This is a genomic window from Sphingomonas aracearum (genome assembly GCF_003345355.1).
GTDB classification, from domain to species: Bacteria; Pseudomonadota; Alphaproteobacteria; order Sphingomonadales; family Sphingomonadaceae; genus Sphingomonas; species Sphingomonas aracearum.
In genome coordinates, this window is sequence record NZ_QQNB01000001.1 from 92,365 (window position 1) to 112,518 (window position 20,154).

Here is a 20,154-nt window from a genome sequence, read left to right on the forward strand (position 1 = left end):
GTTGCCGCGCCTGCGCGTGGCCCTAGCTTTGCTCCGGGTCGGCAAAGCCGGGCTTGTATCGCTCCAGCAACGAAGCGGGGAGCGTGAAGAGGGCCGGACCCGCCGTGTAGAGGAGCGCGGCCTCGACGCCGCGTCCCGGGAAGATGACCCGCAACGCCTCCGCATAGGCGGCCATCTGGCGCACGTGATAGGATGGGAGGTCCGCCTCGCTTTCGGGCACTGCCCGCCCCGTCTTGAAGTCGATCACGCGCACGCGGTCGTCGTCGATCAGCAGGCGGTCCACCGTTCCGGACACGACAAAGCCGCCCGAGACCGTCGCGGCGATCGGCGCCTCTGCCAGGGCATCGGCGCGGAACAGGTCGGGATGCTCGCCCATCACCCGCAGCACCGCGCCGACCACTTCCGCGCGCTCCGCGGCATCCTCGATCCCCGCCGAAGTCGCCAGCCACCGGTCCGCGGCCGCCGCGCGCTCCTCCGGGGCGAGCGCGGGCAGGCGTTCGAACAACGCGTGCATGCGGCGGCCCCGCTCCGCAGCGACGCGCATCGCCGCGGTTGGCGGCGGGTTCGATACCGCATCCTCCCCGAGCGACGAAGGCGCGAGCGGCCGCGGCGGCCGAGGCGGCACGGGCGCGAGCCGCGTCGCCCATTCCGGCAGGTCGCTCGCCTCCGCTGCTGCTTCATCCCGTCGGCGCAGCGGCAGCGAGGTTGCCGGCACCCGTCCGTGGTAGATGCGCGCCTCCTCGCCTGGAGGAACGCCCAGCGTCGAGAATGCCGCATCGGCGGCGGCGTACCAGCTCTCCGGCGGGGGAACGCCCTTTGCCTGCGATCCGAGGGCGCCGGCGATCACCAACTGCTCCTCGGCACGGGTCGCCGCGACATAGAACAGCCGCCAATGTTCGGCGAGGTCGCGCTGCTCCTGCTCGGCGAGCGCCTGGCCGAGCACCGCGCCCGCCTCCTCCTTGCGCGGGCGGAAGATCGGGAGGGGCGGCAGGTCGGGATCTGCCTGCCACTTCAACACCCCGCGGGGGCTGCGCGTCGGGTCGACGGTGGCGTCGGCGAGGATCACCAACGGCGCTTGCAGGCCCTTCGAACCATGCGCCGTCATCACCCGCACGGCATCCAGCGGGGCGGACGGATCCCGCACGATCTCCACCTCGCCCCGGTCGAACCAGTCGAGGAAGCGCTGCAGCGACGGCGTGGTCCGGGTTTCGAAGTCCAGCGCGGCGGAAAGCAGCTCCTCGATCGGGTCCCGCGCCTCCTGCCCCAAGCGCCGCAGCAGCTTGCGCCGGCCGTCCAGCGGGCCGGAAAGCAGGTCCTCCAGGAAGCGGTAGGGCGTCGCGAAGTCCGCCCGCCCGAGCATCTCGCGCAATGGATCGAGCCGGTCCGGACAGGTGCGCAGAAGGTGTCCCCACAAGCTGCCGCTCTCGCGCGGCGCCGCTGCCATCAACTCGTCCTGCGTCCAGCCGATCAGCGGGGAAACGAGCAGCGCCGCGAGGCTGAGATCGTCCTCCGGCTGCAACACGAAACGCACCGCCGCCAGCAGGTCCTGAACGGCGAGCGGCGCGTTGAGCCGCAGCCGATCGACCCCGGCGACCGGAACGCCCTCGGCGTACAGCCGGGCCACCAGCAACGACGCCAGCTCGCCGCGACGCTTGACGAGGATCATCACGTCCTCCGGTCGCAGCGCCCGCCCCTTGCTACCCAGGATCAGCGGATCGGCCGGATCGAGCCACGCCTTGACCTGCCGCGCGATCCGCCGCGCGAGCTCCCGCGTGGCGTCCGGGATCCAGCCCTCCGCATCCTCCTCGCTCCCGCCTTCCGTCACCGGTGGCCACAGGGTAACGCTGCCCGGGCCCGGCACCTCGCTTGCGTGCCGCTCCGACGAAAGCGCCTCCTGCCCCGTCGCCTCGATCGCGGCGTCGACGAATTCCAGCACCGGGCGGGTGGAACGGAAGCTCTGGGTCAGCGACAGCTGGTTGAACGGCAGCCCGCGCTCGTGGTCTGCCATGTCGCTGTCGCCGAACACTTCCGCGGCGCGGCTCTTGAACGATTTCTCGGCCGCCTCGAAGTAGATCGGATCGGTGCCCTGAAAGCCGAAGATCGCCTGCTTGCGGTCGCCAACCGTGAACAGCGTCCGCGTGCTGGGTGCATAGATGCCGCGGCCGACAAAGAACTCGTCGGCGATCGCCCGCACGATGCGCCATTGCGGCAGGTTCGTGTCCTGCGCCTCGTCGATCAGCACGTGCTCGGTCGTCTGGTCCAGCTTGAACCGGACCCACTCGCCGATGCCGGGCTGCTCCAGCAGCGCGACAGCGCGATCGATCAGGTCGTTGAAGTCGACGCCCCCGCCGCTGCGCTTCAGCCGCTGATAGGCCAGCGCATAGTCGCGCCCCGTTTCCAGCGCATCCGCCAGCAGGTAGGCATAGGCACCCTGCCGGCGCAGGCCGAGCAGGTCGGAGCAATGGCCATGCAGCGCCGTCACCAGTTCCGCATAGGCCGGCTCCTGCGGGGCCCAGCCTTTGCCGGTGGACAGGAGCTCGCCGGTCGCCTTCGCCCATATTCGGTGGAGAAGATGGAGGTCGCGCGCGCGCTCTTCGGGCGCCAGCAACAACCATGCGTCGATCGCCGCCACCCGCTCGGTCGCGCGCGCCGTGCCCCAGGCGGCGTTCATCGCCCGCACCTCGCCCAGAGCCTCGCAGTCGAAGGAAGTGCACGCCTCCACCAGCGCCGCCTCGATGTCGCCGCTCGGCAGCCCCATGGCGCGGCGCACGAACGGCTGCACGCCCGTCGGAAGGGCGGAAAGCGCCGCGGGCGCGCGGGCGCATTCGTGAAGGAACTCCTCGGCACCGCCCTCCCCCAACCGCAGGGAAAGCGCACCCACCGTCCGCAACGGGCGCTCCCGCCCCTGCTCGCCTGCCTCCACCAGCATGGCCGCCAGCGCCTCGCGCAGGAGCACCTGTTCCTCGCGCGCTTCCAGCGGACGAAAGCCGGGAACGAGCCCGGCCTCGATGGGGAACGCCGCCAGCAGGCCCTGGCAGAAGCCGTGGATCGTCTGGATGCGTAGCCCGCCCCCCGGCGCATCCAGCACACGCGCGAACAAGGTCCGGGCAGTGGCCCGCAAATCGGGATCGAGATGGTTCTCGCCGAGCGCGAACAGATCCTTTTTCAGGTCCGCTTCCTCCATCCGCACCCAGGCGGCGAGACGCTGCGCGATGCGGTGCGCCATCTCGGCCGCGCCGGCCTTGGTAAAGGTGAGGCAGAGGATCGCCGCCGGATCGGTGCCGCGCAGCAGCAGGCGGAACACCCGCGCCGCCAGCACCTGGGTCTTGCCGGTGCCGGCCGACGCGGAAAGCCAGACATGCGCGTCGGGCGCGCTGGCCGCCGCCTGGTTGTCCTTGAGGATCGGCAGCGCGCGCAGGTCAGCCACGGCCATACCATTCGTCGCGGCGCATCAACTGGTCGTACTCTCCATAAGGCGCATATTCGGGGTGCAGCTTTGCGGTGAACGGCGCATCCCCCGTCAGCCACTCCCGCACCGCATCGGAGAAGTTCGACGCGGCCAATGCCGTGAACTCGTCCGCGGAGATCGGGTCGCGCTTCTTCGGGTCCGTGGGTGAGGAGACGAAGCCGAAACTGCGGTCCGGCGCCCGGCTCAGCGCCCAATATTCGAAGCCTGTCGGACGACCGGCTACATCGCCGAACCCGCCGCGTTCCGCGATCAGGCCGAGCAGCCCCAATTGCAGGCTGAAGCCGGCCCGGATCGCGGCCTGGCTGGGCACACGCCCGGTCTTGTAGTCCACGACCACCAGACCTTCGGGACCGCGGTCCAGCCGGTCGGCCGTGCCCGTCAGGGTCACGCCGGCAATCTCGATCTTTCCTTCCCGCTCCACCGCGGCGATGGAGCGTCCGGCGTTGAGGCAGCGGCGCTGCTCGGCCGCGATCCAGTCGATCGCCTCCATCAGGCGGGGCTCCCACAAGGCGCGCACCAGCGGGTGCCCGCCTTCCAGCAGCGCCTGCGCGCGGTCGCGCAGTCGTTCGGGCACACCCCCGTCCAGCCGCGCCCATTGCTCCAAGGCCTCATGCACCACCGTGCCGCGCCATGCCGCGCTGAAATCGGCATCCACCGCGTCGAGGGCCGCGAGGCGGAGATAGCGCTTCGCATAGAAGGCATAAGGGTCCGCCTTGAGGCGATCGACGTCGGTCACCGCGATCTGGCGCGGGCGCTTCTCGGCGGGTGGCGCCGGCGCGGGCTGCGGTTCGGGAGCGAACTCCGCAGGATCGTCGAGCAACCGGGCCCAGCGTTCGAGATCGCCCGCGCGCTGGAAGCCCTCACCTGCCAGCGCCTGCAATCGCAACCAGAAGCGCGACGGGATCGCCGGCGACTTCGCGTCCCGCCGCGCGCGCGTCATCAAAGCGCGGGGCGCGCCCAGCGCATTTGCCAGGTCGTGCGCGGCGATGCCGACACGCCGCTCCAGTCCCGGCAGGCCCAGTTCGGCGCGGATGCGCGGCGCCAGCCAGGGATCGGGCGCGGGCGTTCCGGGCCAGACGCCCTCATTCAGTCCGCCCAGGATCATCGTGTCCGCGCTCTGCAGGCGGGCCTCGATCAGGCCATAGATCGCCAGCCGCGGATGGCTGCCCTGCTGCACCCGCACGGATTGCTCGTCCATCAGCACGCGGAGCAATGGGGCAAGCCCGTCCGCCGCCATTTCGGGCGCGTTCGCGGCTGCTTCCACTTCCAGCTCTGCCAGCAACTCGGCTGCACAGCGGCCCGCCGGTCCGGCCCACAGTTCGTCGCCGCACAAGGCCTGTGCCGTTTCCCGCAGCACGGCAAGGAGCACGGCCAGCGGCTGCACCGCCCCGTCCAGCGCCGCCATCGGCGCCAGGAGCGCGCGTGCTTCGGGCCACCATGCCGCGGCCCGCGCGCGTCTCTTCCCCTCGCGCTCCGACGGTTCGGCGAGCAGCGCGTCGACCCCGTCCAGCCCCGGCGCGGGGCGCGGGCCGCGCAACACGCGGTCGAGCCGTCGCACGCCCTCCAGCCATTTGCCGCGAGCCTCTCCGCTGCGCACCAGCGGATGCTTCAGCAACGCCAGCAGCGGCAGCGGGGCGAAGCGCTGCGCCGCCGCCTCCGCCAGCAGCAGAAGCAACGTGCCCGGAGGAAGGATGGTGAGCGGGCGTCCCGCGGTGTCGTCGATCTCCACGCCCCAACGGCGGACATGCGCGGCCACCCGCCGCGCCAGTGCCCGGTCGGGGGTCACCAGCGCAGCAGTGCGGCCGGGCTCCTCCAGCACTTCGCGCAGGGCGAGCGCGATCGCCTGCGCCTCTTCCGCGGGCGTCGCGAGTTCGGCCGCGGTGATGCCGGACAATCGCCGCTCCTCCGCGGGCAATGACGGCCATTCGCGCGTGAACAGCGCCGGCGCCAGCGCATTGGCGACCGCCCGGCCGCGCTCGATGCTGGCATCGTGTCCGCCGCGGTCGCGCCACAGCTGAAATTCGCCGCGGTTCACGCCCATCCGCTCCAGCAGCAGCTTGAGGTGAAACTGCGGATGCGTTTCGATCGACCGGCGGCGCACACCCGTCGCCGGATCGGGCGCATGCGGGCCAAGCGCGTCCCATTGCGAAACGGGCATATCGCTGGCGAGGTCCGGGATCACCACGAGTCCCTGCGGCAGCTCGGAGACGCAGCGCAGCAGCCGCGCGACGGCCGGCGCCGAATCGGTGATGCCTGCCGCGCAGACGAAGCCGCCCGGCGGGCGTCGGCGCCATTGCGCCGCCAGCCTGTCGAGCAGCAGGCGGCGGCGATCGGCCAGATCGATCCGGCCGAGCCGCGCGAGCTCCCCCGGCCAGCGATCCAGCACGATGCCGAACATCTCGATGGCGCGCTGCCAGTGCACCGAAAGCTGATCGGCAAGGTCCAGCGCGCGCAGCTTCTCCGGCGCGACCTCTTCCACGAGGAGCTGGTCCAAGGTGCGCGCCAGATCGCCCGCCAACCGCACCGCCTCGGCTCCGTCCACCGGCTGCCCGGCGGCGGCACGCTCCTCCGCTACCAGGCGGGCGAGGATCATGCGGCGTTGCAGCGGTGTGACCGCCGGCGGCCCCGGCTCTGCGTCGGCCGGGTCGAACGCAGGATCGGACGCCTCGTCCAGCGCCGGGTCGCCGATCGCGACCAGGCGGGGCAGCAGCAACCCGCCCCCGCTTGCGCGAACAAAGGCCTCGGTCAGCGCGCGCTTGGCGCGATTGTTGGGCAGCAGCACCAGCCCGCGGGCCAGGCCTGCCGGCGTCTCTCCGAACCGCTTCAGCAACCCGACGACGAGGGCATCGGCAAACGCGCGATGCGCAGGGATCGTGAAAAGCTGCGGTCCGCCAGCCTCAGCCATCGGCCAGGATCGCCTCCGTGCGGCCGATCGCCTGCGGAGTGCCGACATCGAACCACAGTCCGGTATGGACCAGTCCATATGCGCGACCCTGCTCGATGGCGCGATCCCAGAACAGGTTGGTGGAGAACGGCCCCTCCGGCCAGTCGCGGATCACGCGCGGATGCAGGATCTGGACGCCGATATAGACGAAAGGCGCGAGCCGTTTCGCCTTGCGCCTGCCGACGATGCGGCCATCCGGTGCGAGATGGAAATCGCCTTGGCCGCGGTGGCAGTTGGCATGGGCATGCGACACCATCAGCAACAGCGCGTCCATGCGCTCCTCGTCCCAGGCCGCGGCGAGCGAGCGGATCGAATCGTCCGGCCCATCGACCCACAGATTGTCGCTGTTGCAGACCAGAAACGGCTTGTCGCCCAGCTTGTCGCGCGCGTGCACGATGCCGCCGCCGGTTTCCAGCAACTCCGCCCGCTCGTCCGAGACGACCACCTCGATCCCATGCACCCGGTGCGTCAGGTGGGCTTCCAGCGCATCCGCCAGATAATGGACGTTGACCACCGCCCGCTTCACGCCGGCCGCGCGCAGGTGATCGAAGGTATGATCGATCAGCGGCTTGCCGGCGACCTCCACCAGCGGCTTGGGACGCAGCGCCGTCAGCGGTCGCATCCGCTTGCCCAGGCCGGCCGCCATCACCATCGCCGTTTCCGGCACGTGCCCGCCCGGATCGGGACGGATGGCCAGGGTCCGTTTCGCGCCCATCGTCATGCCTGCAAGGTCATGGGATCGCCCCGCTTCTCGGCGGGGATCGTCGCGTCGAACCAGATCTTCACCGGGGCGAGCGCCGGATGCGCGAGGTCGCGCTCCAGATACCGCCATACACGCGGGCAGAGCGCGGGATAGCGCTCCTTTCCATCCCGCTTCCACAGGCGGGTGAAGATGCCGACGATCTTGGCGTTACGCTGCGCGCCCAGCACGTGATACGCTGCCTCGAAATCCTCGCCCGCATTCGTCGCGGCACGATAGCGCGCATACATCGCCGCCTCGGTTTCCGGCGCCACGTCCCGCCGTGCATCCTGCAACAGCGACACAAGGTCATAGGCCGGGTGCCCCGCGAGCGCGTCCTGAAAGTCGAGCAGGCCCAGCCGACCGCCATTCTCGCCGATCAGCATCAGGTTCTCGGCATGGTAATCGCGCAGCACGGTGACAGGTTCGGCGGCGAGCGCCAGGCTGAACACCTGGTCCCAGGCCGCATGGTAGCTTTCGGCGTCCGCCTGCACGCCCACCGCCGGGCAGTACCATTCGACCAGCAGGTCCGCTTCGCGGCGCAGCACCGCATGGTCATAGGCCTCGAAGGGGCCAGCCGGATGGCGCGCCAGATCGACAAGCACATCGATCGCCGTCTCGTACAGCGCCTGGGCGCGCTCCGGGCTGGCGTCGATGGTTTCGCGCATGCGCACGTCGCCGAAGTCCTGCAGCAGCAGGAACCCGTGGTCGAGATCGCACCCATGGATCACCGGGGCGGCAAAGCCGCGCTCCACCAGCCATTGCCCGACATGGATGAACGGCCGCGGATCCTCGCCCGGCGGCGGCGCGTGCATCAGGATCGCCTCGTCGGAGCCCCGCTTCGCGCGGTAATAGCGCCGCGCCGAGGCATCGCCCGGGATCGCCGTCACCGTCGCCTCGCCCCATCCCTGCGCCGCCAGGAAATCGGCCGCATGGGGGGGCAAAATCACATCTGTCGCCATCGCGCTTCCCAAGACGGCGGCACCGACGCTGTCAAGCGCCTCGCGCCGTCCGGCAGCATCTCCAGGCTCAGTGCCAGCCCTTCCGGCCAGGCGCCGGCCGCCCGTTCCGGCCATTCCACCACCAGCGCGGAATCGTAGAGGGCGTCGTCCAGCCCCAATTCCTCCAGTTCCTCCGGCTCCTCCACCCGGTAGAGATCGACGTGCAGCACCGCCACGCGCACCTCGGGTGGGGCATAGGGCTGAACAATGGCGAAGGTCGGCGACGGCGCCTCGCCGGCAAGCCCCAGAGCCGCCAGCAGGCCCCGCGCGATGCTCGTCTTGCCGGCGCCGAGCGGACCCGACAGCGTGACCACGTCACCCGTTGCCAGCACGGCGGCCAGCCGGGCGCCGAACGCCTCGCTGGCGTCGGCGCCGGCAAGGATCATGCTGGCCTCGTGCATCGGGTCAGCGTCGCGGCAAGGTGACGGTCAGCAGCGTTCCCTGCCCCGGCTCGGACACGAGTTCGATCGTGCCGCCATGCGCCTCGACGAACTGGCGCGCCAGGGGCAGGCCGAGTTCCAGCACGCGCTCGCCGCCATCCGCGCCTGCGCCGGCGAACTTGTCGAAGGCGTGGGCGACCGCCTCCTCGCTCATGCCCGCGCCATCGTCCGACACGACGATCCGCGCCGCCGTCGCAGTGCCATCGGCGTGCAGCAGCACGCGGCCGCCTTCGCCCGTTCCGCTCACCGCGTGGCGCAGCAGATGCTCCACCACCTGCCGCAGTCGCCGCGCGTCACCGCGCACACGTCCGGTCGAGCGGGCGACCTCGATCACGAACTCCAGTCCCTTGCGCTTGGCCAGCGGCGCGATCTCCGTCGCCGCGCCGCGGGCGGTGGCCGCGAGGTCCACATCGCCCATCTCCACCGCCTCACCTTCGTTCTGGGTCAGGTCCAGCACTTCGTCGATCAGCAGCGACAATCGCGCCACCGACTCGAGGATCGCCTCCACATAGGCATGCGCCTCCTTGGTCAGCGTGCCGGCATACCCCTCGCCGAGCATCTCCGCGAAGCCGCTGATCGAGGTGAGCGGCGTGCGCAGTTCGTAGCTCATGTTGGCGACAAAGGCGGTCTTCACCCGGTCCGCCGCCTCCAGCGCTTCGTTGCGGTCGCGCAGCGCCTGTTCCGCACGGCGGCTGTCGCTGATGTCGAGCATCGTGAACAGCGCGTTGCCGTCCGGCAGCGGCACCGCCGCGAACTCGAAATGGCGGCCATCGGCCAGGGCCACCCGCCCGCCGCGCTGCTGGCGCTCCACGGTGGCCGAGCGCACCAGCTCGGGGATCAGCGCGGCGCGATTGGGCGTCGCGAGCTTGGGCGCCACCGCATCGGCAAAGGCGTCCACCCGCGGATGCCCGGCCAGGAACTCCTCCTCGAAGCCCCAGATCGCGCGCAGCTTGTTGTTCCACAATTGCAGGCGCCCGTCGGCGGCGAACACGCCGAGCGCCTCGAACAGGTTGTCGAAGGTCGCCGTGCGCACGCGCAGCAGCGTGTCGCGCGCGCTGGCGATCTGCACCTGCTCCGTGCGATCCTCGAAAATCAGCAGCAGCCCGCCATCGGGCAGCGTCTGCGCCACCACGCGCAGGTGCGTGCCGCCGGGCAGGTGCCAATTCTCTTCGGTTGCGCCATCCGGCGCTACGAACCAGTCGCGCCGCTCCGCCTTCCAGGCCGGAAAGTCGCGCACCTCGGGCAAGCGGTTCGCTTCCCGCATCCGTTCGAGCACGCGTTCGAACTCGGGACGGTCCGCCAGCCATTCGGTGCGCATGGCGAACATGCGGCGGAACGGCTGGTTGCAGAAGACGAGGCCCCGGTCCGATCCGAACTGGGCAACGCCGGCGGAGAGCCGGTCCAGCATGCCGCGCTGCGCCTCGGCGAACCGCTTCATGCCCGAGCGCGCCTGCTCCAGCTCCTCGATGTCGACGGCAAAGCCGGCCACCCCGCCCGTGGGCAGCGGCACGTCATGCACCTGCAGCATCCGCCGGTCGCCGCGGATCGTGGCGGGCACCTGATGCACTTGCGGCCGCTTTGCATCGCGCGCGACCGCGGCGCCCTGCAGCGGCCCGCCAACCCCTGCCCCTTCCACCAGCTCGACACCGCGGCGGACCACATCCTCCCCGTCCGACGCCTCCACGGCGGCGACATACGCCGTGTTGACCATTGCCAGCCGCAGGTCCGGACCGCGGTACCACATGGGCAGGGGAGCGGCCTCGATCAGGCCGGTCAGCGCCTCGAAGGCTCCCCGGGCTTCCGCAACGGCTTCGGTGAGCCGGGCGATCTCGCCCTCGCTTTCGCTCGCGTCGAACGCCCACAGCATGACGCCGCCGGGCGCGCCGACCGCCTCCGGCGCCCTCTGACCCTGGACGATCAACGCGCGCCCCGATCCTTGTGGGCGCACGGCGCGGACGAAGGGACGGCCGGCTTTTTGCGCCGCCATGATGTCGCCGGTCAGCGCCGCGGCGTCGGCGGCGTCCAACCCCTCGTCGCCTCGACTGAGATCGGCAAGATAGCGGGCGGAGGCAGGCAGGCCCAGCCAGTCGGCCAGTCTGGGCGGCACGTCCATCCTGCCATCGGCGCGCACCACCGCCGTCTGCGCCGGCGCGGCGGCGAGCAGGGCCGTCAGCCGCGCATTCTCCGCCAGCGCCGCCGCCGCCTCGCGCCGGGCGCGCAGCCCGACGAACAGCAGATACACGGCCGCAATGACGAGAACGGCCAGCACCACGCCGGCCACGACGTTCGAGGTTACGCTGCTACCGACCACTCATGCCCCTTGAAACGGCTCCGGCGCGAAAGGGAGCCCTTTCGCGCCGGTCCTAAGGCAGGTTGCGCCCTCCCGCAAAGAGGAAAGCGCCGCCGGATCAGTAACGGTAATGGTCCGGCTTGAACGGCCCTTCCACCGGCACGCCGATATAATCGGCCTGCTTCTGGGAAAGCTTGGTCAGCTTCACGCCCAGCTTGGCGAGGTGCAGCTCCGCCACCTTCTCGTCGAGATGCTTGGGCAGGACGTAAACGTCGTTCTGGTAGGTATCGGCCTTGGTGAACAGCTCGATCTGCGCCAGCGTCTGGTTGGTAAAGGACGAGCTCATCACGAAGGACGGGTGGCCGGTCGCATTGCCCAGGTTCACCAGGCGGCCCTTGGAGAGGACGATGATCTTCTTGCCGTCCGGGAACTCGACCAGGTCGACCTGCGGCTTCACCTCGGTCCACTTGTAGTTGCTGAGCGCCGCGATCTGGATCTCGCTGTCGAAGTGGCCGATGTTGCACACGATGGCCATGTCCTTCATCGCCTTCATGTGGTCGGCGGTGATGACGTCGGCATTGCCGGTGGCGGTGCAGAAGATGTCGGCGCGGGTCACCGCTTCCTCCATCGTCACCACCTCATAACCCTCCATCGCCGCCTGCAGCGCGCAGATCGGGTCGACCTCGGTGACGAGCACGCGCGCGCCGCCGTTGCGCAGCGATGCGGCCGAGCCCTTGCCCACATCGCCGAAGCCCGCGACGCACGCCACCTTGCCGGCGAGCATCACGTCGGTGCCGCGGCGGATCGCGTCGACCAGCGATTCCTTGCAGCCATAAAGGTTGTCGAACTTCGATTTGGTGACCGAGTCGTTGACGTTGATCGCCGGGAACGGCAGCTCACCCTTCTTCGCCAGCGCATACAGGCGGTGCACGCCGGTGGTGGTCTCTTCCGACACGCCCTTGATGTTCTTCACCGTCTCAGTGAGGTAGCCGGGCTTCTTGGCGATGAACGCCTTCAGCGCGCGCTGGAACTCGACTTCCTCGTCATTCTCCGGCTCCGGCAGGGTCGCGCCGGCCTCGAGCTTCGCGCCCCAGAGCGCGAACATCGTGGCGTCGCCGCCATCGTCCAGGATCATGTTGCAGGTCGCCCCCGAACCGTCGCGGTCCCAGTCGAAGATCTCGCCGACATAGTCCCAATAGTCCGCCAGGCTCTCGCCCTTGATCGCGAACACCGGCATGCCCGAGGCGGCGATGGCGGCGGCGGCATGGTCCTGCGTCGAATAGATGTTGCAGGTGGCCCAGCGCACGTCGGCGCCGAGCGCGGTCAGCGTCTCGATCAGCACGGCGGTCTGGATCGTCATGTGCAGCGAGCCGGTGATCCGTGCGCCCTTCAGCGGCTGCGACGCGCCGAACTCCTCGCGCAGGCTCATCAGCCCGGGCATCTCGGTTTCGGCAATGTTGATCTCCGCGCGGCCGAAATCGGCAAGGCTCAGATCGGCGACGACATAATCCTTGGTCGCTTCGGCAACGGCAGTGGCCACGTTCATTCTCCGGCAGATGTGGATCGCCGCGCCCTAGCCGCTCCCCGGGTCCGGATCAAATATAAAGATGTCTTTATATGGCCCGGTCAGGCGTGCCCGGCGCTGTTCGCCAGCAGTTGCGGGTCGATCCCGGCACTGCAGAAGGCGCTTTCCCAACGCAGATCCGCGTCCACCGCATAAAGGAGGTCTTCGGTTCCCGGCGTGTTGAACCAGCCATGCCGGCCCATTTCCTCGTCCAGCTGCCCCTCGCCCCACCCGGCATAGCCGAGCGCGACCAGCCAGCGGCTCGGCCCCTTCCCTTCGGCAATGGCGCGCAGCACGTCCACCGTGCCGGACAGCGCCCAGCGGCCCGCAACATCGATCGTGTCCTGCCCGCCCCAGTCCGTGGAGTGCACCACAAAGCCGCGGCGAGGCTCCACCGGTCCGCCGGAATGAACCGGCGCATCGGGCGCGTCGCCCGGCTCGATGTCGAACTGCTTGAGCAGTGCATGGAAGCCCAGCCCGGCGATCGCTTCCCCGATGCCGATGCCGATGGCGCCGCTTTCGTCGTGCGCGCACACCGCGATCACCGCGCGCTCGAACCGCGGATCGCCGATCCCCGGCATCGCAAGAAGGAACTGGCCGGTCAGGAACTGCACATCATCCATGGGGAGAGAACCGAAAGGGCCTGTCACCGTTCCGCGAGCGCTTGAAATCGCGGCAGCCTTGGCCGACCTGTCGCCCGCCGCTCCATCCTCGTTGCGGCACAACAGGAGAACAGGCGATGACGATCGGCGTGGGCGACAAACTGCCCGACACCATGCTCACCAGGGTCACCCCGGACGGCCCGGATCAGGTATCCAGCCAGGAGTTCTTCGCGGGGCGCCGGGTTGCGCTGTTCTCCGTGCCGGGGGCCTTCACCCCCACCTGCTCGGCCCGTCACCTGCCCGGTTTCGTGGACAAGGCAGAAGAGCTGAAGGCGAGGGGCGTGGACGAGATCGCCTGCACCGCCGTGAACGATGCGTTCGTCATGGGTGCCTGGAGCAAGTCGGCGGGATCGAACGCGGTGACGATGCTGGCCGATGGCAATGGCGACTTTGTCGACGCGCTGGGCCTCACCATGGACGGCTCCAAGTTCGGCATGGGCACGCGCGGCCAGCGTTTTTCCATGTTGGTGAACGACGGCACGGTGGAGGCGCTGAACGTCGAGGCACTGGGCGAATTCAAGGTCAGCTCCGCGGAGCATCTGCTGGACACCATGTGAGACAATGGCGGGCGGGCGCGGCGCGCCGTCCGCCCGCCCGTCTTGCCAGAGTCATCCCCGAGCTTTAGCGATCCGCCATGACACCCGCAGAAACCATCGTGGCCGAGCTGGACCGCCTGTACACCGCGTCCGTTGACCGGCTCCAGGCCGCGCTCAACGCCTATCTTGCCGACCGCACGCTTCCCGCGCCGCAGAGCCGCCGCGACGGCTCCTTCGCCTATCCGGAGATCCGGCTGCGGTATCGCGGCGGGCCGTCCCAGGCCACGCCGATGCGCTCCTTCGGTCGCATGGTCACGCCTGGCGAATACCGCATCTCGGTCACCAAGCCGGCGATCTTCCGTGACTATCTCGTGGAGCAGCTCACCCTGCTGATCGAGGACTATGACGTGGACGTCTCCGCGGTCGAGGGACGGCAGGAGATCCCGTTTCCCTATGTGCTGGATGCCGGCCATGCGATGAGCCTGGACCAGGTCTCGGTCGCCGAGCTCGCGCGCCACTTTCCGGCAACGGAGCTTTCCGCGATCGGCGACGAGATCGCCGATGGCCTCTACTCCGTGGTGGACGACGTTCGCCCGCTGGCGTTGTTCGACGGCCTGCGCACCGACTTCAGCCTTGCCCGGCTGCGGCACTATACGGGCACGCCGCCCGAGCACACGCAACGCTACGTGCTGTTCACCAACTATCACCGCTACGTCGACGAATTCGTGCGCTGGGCGTGCAGCCAGCTGGGCGACGGCTCGCGCTATACCGCGGTGTCCGGAGCGGGCGGCGTGCTTGTCGACAATCCGGCGGACGTCGACAAGCTCGTCAGCGACAGCGCGTGGCGGCGGCACCAGATGCCGGCCTATCACCTGATCGCGCCCGACAATACCGGCATCACGCTCGTCAACATCGGCGTGGGTCCGTCCAACGCCAAGACGATCTGCGACCATCTCGCGGTGATGCGGCCGGAAGCGTGGATGATGATCGGCCACTGCGGCGGCCTGCGCCCCTCGCAACGCATCGGCGACTATGTCCTGGCGCACGCCTATCTGCGCGACGATCACATCATGGACGACGTGCTGCCACCCGAGATCCCGGTTCCGGCGATCGCCGAGGTGCAGCAGGCGCTTGCCCGCGCGGCGGCAACCGTGTCCGGCCAGTCCGCCGACGAGCTGAAGCGTCGGCTGCGCACCGGCACCATCGTCACCACCGACGATCGCAACTGGGAACTGCGCTACACCCGCTCCGCGCTGCGTTTCTCGCTCAGCCGCGCCGTCGGCATCGACATGGAGTCCGCCACCATCGCGGCGCAGGGCTACCGGTTCCGCGTGCCCTACGGCACGCTGCTGTGCGTTTCCGACAAGCCGCTGCACGGCGAACTGAAGCTTCCGGGCCAGGCCAATCGCTTCTACGAACGGGCGATCAGCGAGCACATGCGCATCGGCATCGAAGCCTGCGAGGAACTGCGCCGGGAGGGCGCCGGCCTCCATTCCCGCAAGCTGCGCGCGTTCAACGAGCCTCCGTTCCGCTGAGTTTCGTGACAGAAAGAGGAAACCAGAAGGCGTTCACGCGTTACGGGGGCTCAACGATCAGGGAGGTGACCAGAGATGGCGACCGAGACCGACGCTCCGAAGAAGCCCCGTACCCGCCGCACCAGCGCCGCCAAGGCGAACAGCGCCGAAACGCCCTCCTCGGCCAACGACAGCGGTTCCGATAACGACAACGGCGAGGCGAAACCGGCGACCCAGCGCAAGACCGCCGCGCGCCGCACGTCGGCCGCCTCGTCGTCGAAATCCGCTCCGAAGGCAGCGAGCACGCGCGCCAGGAGCAGCCGCAGCACTGCCTCCAAGAGCACCGCTGCCAAGACCAGCGGCACCAGCAAGAGCGCCGCCAAGAAGAAAGAAGGCAGCGGCTGGACCAAGGCGGCGATCGTGGGCGGCGTGGCGGCGGTGGGCGCGGCGGCAACCGCGGCCTTTGTGGCCCTGCGCCCCGGCGCCAAGTCCAGCGACGATGCGGTACCCGGCGGCAAGGCGCATCAGGCGGATGGCACCGACAGCTCCAAGGAGTTCCAGGCCGGCATCGCCGACGAGGGCATGATCCCCGAGAAGATCTGAGCCGGGCTCGTCTTGCCCGGCGCATAGGAGGTTTCCGTCGCTGCCGATCGAAAGGTCGGCGGCGACCTGCTTGTCTTTCACCGGCGCCGGACTCTAGCCTGCTAGAAACGCGGCGATCGCCTTCCCGAGCTCCGGCTTGGTGACCGAACTCATGTGACCGCCCGGAACCTCCACATAGCTCGCATGGGGCAGCGTGGCGGCGAGATCAGGCGCGCTGCCGTTGTCGAAGTCCTCGGCGCCAGCGACCACCAGAGTGGGCCAGGCGAACCCGCGCAGCGTCTCGATAGGGGTGGACACGAACGTGTCGAGGATGCCGAGCAACGCTACCGGATCGCCGCGCGTGGTCTTGAGAAAGGCCTCCGCCATCCATTCCGGGCTGCCGCGTTCGTGCTGGCCGAGGTTGGTCAGGATGTTGCGGAAGTGGCCCGCACGACGGTTCACCGACGTGAGCCCGTCCAGCCCCATGCCGGAAAAGATCACCTTGCGGGGGTTCGCGCCGCGCGCCAGCAGCCGCGCCGTGGTGCGCGCGCCCAGGGAGTAGCCGCCCAGGTCGAAGTCCTGCAATCCGAGCCGGTCGATCAGCGCCTCCGCATCCATCGCCAGCGCATCCGGAGGATAGGCAGCCGCGTCATGCGGCTTGTCGCTGGCCCCATGCGCGCGCAGGTCCGGCATGATGACCCGGAAGCCCCGCGCGGCGATCGCTTCCGCATGGCCGTACCGGACCCAGTTCGTCACCGCGTCCGAGAAATAGCCGTGGATCAGCAGCACCGGCCGCCCCTCCCCGAGCTCGCGCCAGGCCAGGCGCGTGCCGTCGAAGCTTTCGAAGAAGGTCGGTTCAGGGGGTTGTGCCAAGGCTCTTCCACTTCGCAGCAATGTTCGCATTCTCGTCCGTCCGCATAGCGGACAGGTGGCCGGTGTCGACCCATGCCGGATGGCGACTCTCGACGCCATGATGACGCATCGGCCGGAAACGCGCCGGATGGTCGAAGCTGCCGATGGTCAGGTCCATGTGCAGCTCCCCGTCGCCCTCATAGGTGAGCGACGTTCCGCATTCCGCGCAGAACCCCCGCCGCGCGAAGGGCGACGAGCGAAACCGGTCGGGCGCGCGGGTCAGCCACTCCACATCGGCCACGGCCACCTGCTTCAGTGCGGCGGAGACATGGCCCACGCGCGCTGGCACATCCGGCAGTGGCATAGATAGGCATCGTCGTTCTCGATGCGCACCGCGAAGCGAACCCGCCCGCATTGGCAACCTCCCTCAACGCGGCGCTCGGAAGTTTGTTGCTGGCCTGTTGCCATTATATAAGCATCCTCACTATATGCGCGCCCATGAGTGATCCGCTCGGCTTTCTGCTCACCGATGTCGCACGCCTCCTCCGCCGGCGCTTCGACGAGCGCGTGCGCGCGCTGGGCGTGACCCGTCCGCAATGGCGCACGCTGACAACGCTGAGCCGCCACGAAGGAGCCAATCAGGGCACGCTTGCCGATCTTCTCGAGGTCGAGCCCATCACTCTGTGCCGGATGATCGACCGCCTGGAAGAAAGCGGCCTGGTGGAGCGCCGCCGCGATCCTGCCGACCGCCGTGCCTGGCAGATCTTTCTCACCGATGCGGCGCGCCCCATGCTCGACAAGCTGCGCGCCCATGCCGATGCGCTGATCGGGCATGCACTCGCCGGCCTCGACACCGCGGAGCAGCAGCAGTTCGCGGCCGCGCTGGAATTGCTCCGCGCCAACCTCCTCCTTTCCGAAAGCGACCAGGCCGCCCATGGCTGACCGTGACCCCGATATCGACACCGCAGCCGCCGCGCCGCTGGACACTGCGCCCACGCGGAAGCGCCGTTGGCTGCGGCCGCTGCTTCTGTTTGCCGTGCCCCTGCTCATCGCGGCGGGCGGCGCTTATTTCTATTTCACCGGCGGGCGGTATGTGTCCACCGACAATGCCTATGTTCAGCAGGACATGATCTCGGTGAGCCCGGACGTGGCCGGGCGCATCGTCAGCGTGAACGTGCGGGAGAACCAGCGGGTGAAGGCCGGCGACGTGCTGTTCACCCTGGATGCCGAGCCGTTCCGCATCGCGCTGGCGCAAGCGAACGCAGCGATCGCCAATGCCCGCGTCTCGGTCAGCACGATGGCCACCGATACCGGCAGCGCGCAGGCGGACATCGCCAGTGCGCAGGCGGACATCGCGCTCGCCCGCGCCAATTACGATCGGCAGGCCAAGCTGATGGAGCAGGGCTTCACCACCCGCACCGCCCTGGACGCGGCACGGCAGCAGCTGGCCGCCGGCGAAGCGAAGCTCGCCACCGCGCGCGCCTCTCAGGCCCGCGCCCGCGCGCAGCTCGGCAGCGGCGGAGGCTCGCGCACCCCTGCGGCGATCCAGACGGCCATTGCCCAGCGCGACGCCGCTGCGCTGAACCTGCGCCGCACGACGGTTCGCGCGCCCAAGGACGGCATCGTCAGCCAGACCAGCCGGCTGCAGGTCGGCAACATCACTCCCTCCGGCGTGCCGGCGCTCAGCCTTGTGGTGAGCCAGGGCACATGGGTGACGGCAAACTTCAAGGAAACCGATCTCGATCACATGTCGGTCGGTCAGTGCGCCACCCTGGATTTCGACGCATATCGCGGGCTGGAGGTTCGCGGCCGGGTGGAATCGATCGGTGCGGGCACCGGATCGGAATTCTCGGTGCTTCCCGCGCAGAATGCGACCGGCAACTGGGTGAAGGTGACGCAGCGCGTGCCCGTGCGCATCGCGATTCTCGGTCGTCCGGCGCGCGCCATGATCGCCGGGCTTTCCACCGACGTATCGGTGGACACGCAGTCGCATTGTGGCTGAGCGCGCGCCTGCCCTCGGGCGTCCGCTGCTGGAGACGCGCAACAGGGGTCTGCTCACCGTCGGCGTGATGGCCGCCATGGTAATGCAGATCCTGGACACGACCATTGCGAACGTGGCCCTGCCCTACATGCGCACCAGCCTGGGCGCGTCGAGCGATACGATCACCTGGGTGCTGACGAGCTATATCGTCGCCACCGCCATCGCGCTGCCGGCGACCGGCTGGCTCGCCGACCGTTATGGCTCGCGCAACCTGTTCCTGTTCGCGGTGGGTGGTTTCGTCGTCGCGTCCGCGCTCTGCGGCACCGCCGTCAGCCTGGAGGAGATGGTCGCCTTTCGCGTGTTGCAGGGCATCTGCGCCGCGTTCATCAATCCGTTGAGCCAGACGGCGATGCTCGACATCAACCCGCCCGAGCGACAGGCCAAGGCCATGTCCGTCTGGGGCATGGGCGTGATGGTCGGCCCCATCATGGGTCCGGTGATCGGCGGCTGGCTGACGGAGAACTACAACTGGCGCTGGGTCTTCTACGTCAACGTGCCGGTCGGCATCCTCACCTTCGCGCTCCTGTGGTGGCTGCTCCCCTCGCGCGAGCGCCGCACGCGCAGCTTCGACGGGTTCGGCTTCGCGATGATCTCGATCGCCGTGGCCAGCTTCCAGCTGATGCTCGATCGCGGCCAGCAGGAGGACTGGTTCCAGAGCTGGGAGATCGTCACCGAGGGCCTGGTCAGCCTCGCCGCCTTGTGGATGGCCGTGACGCATCTCGCCACGGCGCAGAAGCCGCTGTTCGACCGCGCGCTGTTCAGGAACCGGAACCTGCTCACCGGCATGTTCTTCATGATCGTGATCGGCATCTCGACCATGGCGCCGATGGCGCTGTTGCCGCCGATGCTGCAGAACCTGTTCGGCTATCCGGTGATCGATACCGGCATCATGATGGCGCCGCGCGGTGTGGGCGTGCTGTTCACCATGTGGCTGGCTGGCCATTTGATGGGCAAGATGGACACGCGCATCCTGATCTCGGTTGGGCTGGTGATCTTCGCCTATTCGCTGCGGCAGATGGCGGACTGGTCCTTGGAAATGGACTTCTGGCCGGTGATCACCGCCGGCTTCGTCCAGGGGCTCGGCATGGGGCTGGTGTTCATGCCGCTGAACAGCCTCGCCTTTGCGACGCTGGCCGGACAGCATCGTACCGACGGATCGAGCCTGCTCAACCTCATGCGCTCGATCGGCCAGTCGGCCGGCATCTCGATGGTCACCACGCTCCTCGCGCGCAACACCCAGACCAGCCATGCCGATCTTTCCTCCCACCTGTCGATGGAGAGGCTGGGGCAGCTCGATCGGTTCGGCGGCGTCACCGAGGCGGTCACCGGCACGGTGGACGGCATGGTCAACCAGCAAGCCGCGATGATCGCCTATCTCGACGACTTCTATCTGATGGCGTGGATCTCGATCCTCGTCCTGCCTCTCGTCCTGCTGCTCAAAAAGCCGAAGGGCCGGATGGAAGTGATCCACTCCGAATAGCATGTGCTGCATTGCAGCAACCGGCTGAGGCGGTACAAGC

The 20,154-nt window shown here is 69.0% G+C and carries 17 protein-coding genes; 6 read left to right on the forward strand and 11 right to left on the reverse strand.

What is annotated here, in order from left to right; genetic code table 11:
* Positions 1-22: 22 nt before the first annotated feature.
* The 8 genes from addA to DVW87_RS00490 all read right to left on the reverse strand — a co-directional run bounded on the left by addA (position 23) and on the right by DVW87_RS00490 (position 13,070).
* Complete coding sequence (addA, locus tag DVW87_RS00455) at positions 23-3,433, reverse strand: double-strand break repair helicase AddA (RefSeq protein ID WP_114685827.1); 3,411 nt, start codon at positions 3,431-3,433, stop codon at positions 23-25.
* Positions 3,420-6,374: a double-strand break repair protein AddB gene (addB, locus tag DVW87_RS00460; protein ID WP_114685828.1), complete on the reverse strand. Its 2,955-nt coding sequence runs from the start codon at positions 6,372-6,374 to the stop codon at positions 3,420-3,422. The genes addA and addB overlap by 14 nt, the downstream gene beginning before the upstream one ends.
* The gene (locus DVW87_RS00465; protein WP_114685829.1) at positions 6,367-7,134 is read right to left on the reverse strand and encodes a nucleotidyltransferase family protein; all 768 of its coding nucleotides are present in this window, start codon (positions 7,132-7,134) and stop codon (positions 6,367-6,369) included. The genes addB and DVW87_RS00465 overlap by 8 nt, the downstream gene beginning before the upstream one ends.
* Positions 7,131-8,114: an aminoglycoside phosphotransferase family protein gene (locus DVW87_RS00470; protein ID WP_181814654.1), complete on the reverse strand. Its 984-nt coding sequence runs from the start codon at positions 8,112-8,114 to the stop codon at positions 7,131-7,133. The genes DVW87_RS00465 and DVW87_RS00470 overlap by 4 nt, the downstream gene beginning before the upstream one ends.
* Positions 8,099-8,554: a tRNA (adenosine(37)-N6)-threonylcarbamoyltransferase complex ATPase subunit type 1 TsaE gene (gene tsaE, locus DVW87_RS00475; protein WP_239017692.1), complete on the reverse strand. Its 456-nt coding sequence runs from the start codon at positions 8,552-8,554 to the stop codon at positions 8,099-8,101. The genes DVW87_RS00470 and tsaE overlap by 16 nt, the downstream gene beginning before the upstream one ends.
* A gap of 4 nt (positions 8,555-8,558) precedes the next feature.
* On the reverse strand, positions 8,559-10,904 hold the full coding sequence (locus tag DVW87_RS00480; protein ID WP_114685831.1) for a sensor histidine kinase: 2,346 nt from the start codon (positions 10,902-10,904) through the stop codon (positions 8,559-8,561).
* Positions 10,905-11,001: 97 nt separating this feature from the next.
* Positions 11,002-12,423 carry an adenosylhomocysteinase gene (gene ahcY / locus DVW87_RS00485; protein ID WP_114686976.1) on the reverse strand — a complete coding sequence of 474 codons (1,422 nt, stop codon included), beginning with the start codon at positions 12,421-12,423 and terminating at the stop codon, positions 11,002-11,004.
* An 86-nt stretch (positions 12,424-12,509) separates the two neighbouring features.
* The gene (locus DVW87_RS00490; protein ID WP_114685832.1) at positions 12,510-13,070 is read right to left on the reverse strand and encodes a YqgE/AlgH family protein; all 561 of its coding nucleotides are present in this window, start codon (positions 13,068-13,070) and stop codon (positions 12,510-12,512) included.
* 116 nt (positions 13,071-13,186) lie between these two features.
* On the opposite strand from DVW87_RS00490, the gene DVW87_RS00495 reads away from it, so the two are divergent.
* From DVW87_RS00495 to DVW87_RS17905, 3 genes are all read left to right on the forward strand, one after another.
* Complete coding sequence (locus tag DVW87_RS00495; RefSeq protein ID WP_114685833.1) at positions 13,187-13,666, forward strand: peroxiredoxin; 480 nt, start codon at positions 13,187-13,189, stop codon at positions 13,664-13,666.
* 77 nt (positions 13,667-13,743) lie between these two features.
* Entirely contained in the window at positions 13,744-15,180 is a 1,437-nt protein-coding gene (locus DVW87_RS00500) for an AMP nucleosidase (protein WP_114685834.1), read from the forward strand.
* A 75-nt stretch (positions 15,181-15,255) separates the two neighbouring features.
* Positions 15,256-15,762 carry a hypothetical protein gene (locus tag DVW87_RS17905; protein WP_181814655.1) on the forward strand — a complete coding sequence of 169 codons (507 nt, stop codon included), beginning with the start codon at positions 15,256-15,258 and terminating at the stop codon, positions 15,760-15,762.
* A gap of 93 nt (positions 15,763-15,855) precedes the next feature.
* On the opposite strand, the gene DVW87_RS00510 is transcribed toward DVW87_RS17905, so the two are convergent.
* The 3 genes from DVW87_RS00510 to DVW87_RS18655 are packed head-to-tail and all read right to left on the reverse strand — an operon-like array spanning position 15,856 to position 17,061.
* Positions 15,856-16,614, reverse strand: coding sequence for an alpha/beta fold hydrolase (locus DVW87_RS00510; RefSeq protein WP_239017693.1), 759 nt, complete (start codon positions 16,612-16,614; stop codon positions 15,856-15,858).
* Positions 16,598-16,957 (reverse strand): GFA family protein, encoded by a 360-nt coding sequence (locus DVW87_RS00515; RefSeq protein WP_338056353.1) that lies wholly within the window; start codon positions 16,955-16,957, stop codon positions 16,598-16,600. The genes DVW87_RS00510 and DVW87_RS00515 overlap by 17 nt, the downstream gene beginning before the upstream one ends.
* Complete coding sequence (locus DVW87_RS18655) at positions 16,906-17,061, reverse strand: GFA family protein (RefSeq protein ID WP_476712792.1); 156 nt, start codon at positions 17,059-17,061, stop codon at positions 16,906-16,908. The genes DVW87_RS00515 and DVW87_RS18655 overlap by 52 nt, the downstream gene beginning before the upstream one ends.
* Positions 17,062-17,091: 30 nt before the next feature.
* Between DVW87_RS18655 and DVW87_RS00520 the strand changes: the two genes are divergently transcribed.
* The 3 genes from DVW87_RS00520 to DVW87_RS00530 are packed head-to-tail and all read left to right on the forward strand — an operon-like array spanning position 17,092 to position 20,114.
* Positions 17,092-17,535: a MarR family winged helix-turn-helix transcriptional regulator gene (locus DVW87_RS00520; RefSeq protein WP_114685836.1), complete on the forward strand. Its 444-nt coding sequence runs from the start codon at positions 17,092-17,094 to the stop codon at positions 17,533-17,535.
* Positions 17,528-18,595 carry an HlyD family secretion protein gene (locus DVW87_RS00525; protein WP_114685837.1) on the forward strand — a complete coding sequence of 356 codons (1,068 nt, stop codon included), beginning with the start codon at positions 17,528-17,530 and terminating at the stop codon, positions 18,593-18,595. Before DVW87_RS00520 ends, DVW87_RS00525 begins: the two co-directional genes overlap by 8 nt.
* Entirely contained in the window at positions 18,588-20,114 is a 1,527-nt protein-coding gene (locus DVW87_RS00530) for a DHA2 family efflux MFS transporter permease subunit (RefSeq protein WP_239017694.1), read from the forward strand. Before DVW87_RS00525 ends, DVW87_RS00530 begins: the two co-directional genes overlap by 8 nt.
* The last annotated feature ends 40 nt before the right edge of the window (positions 20,115-20,154 follow it).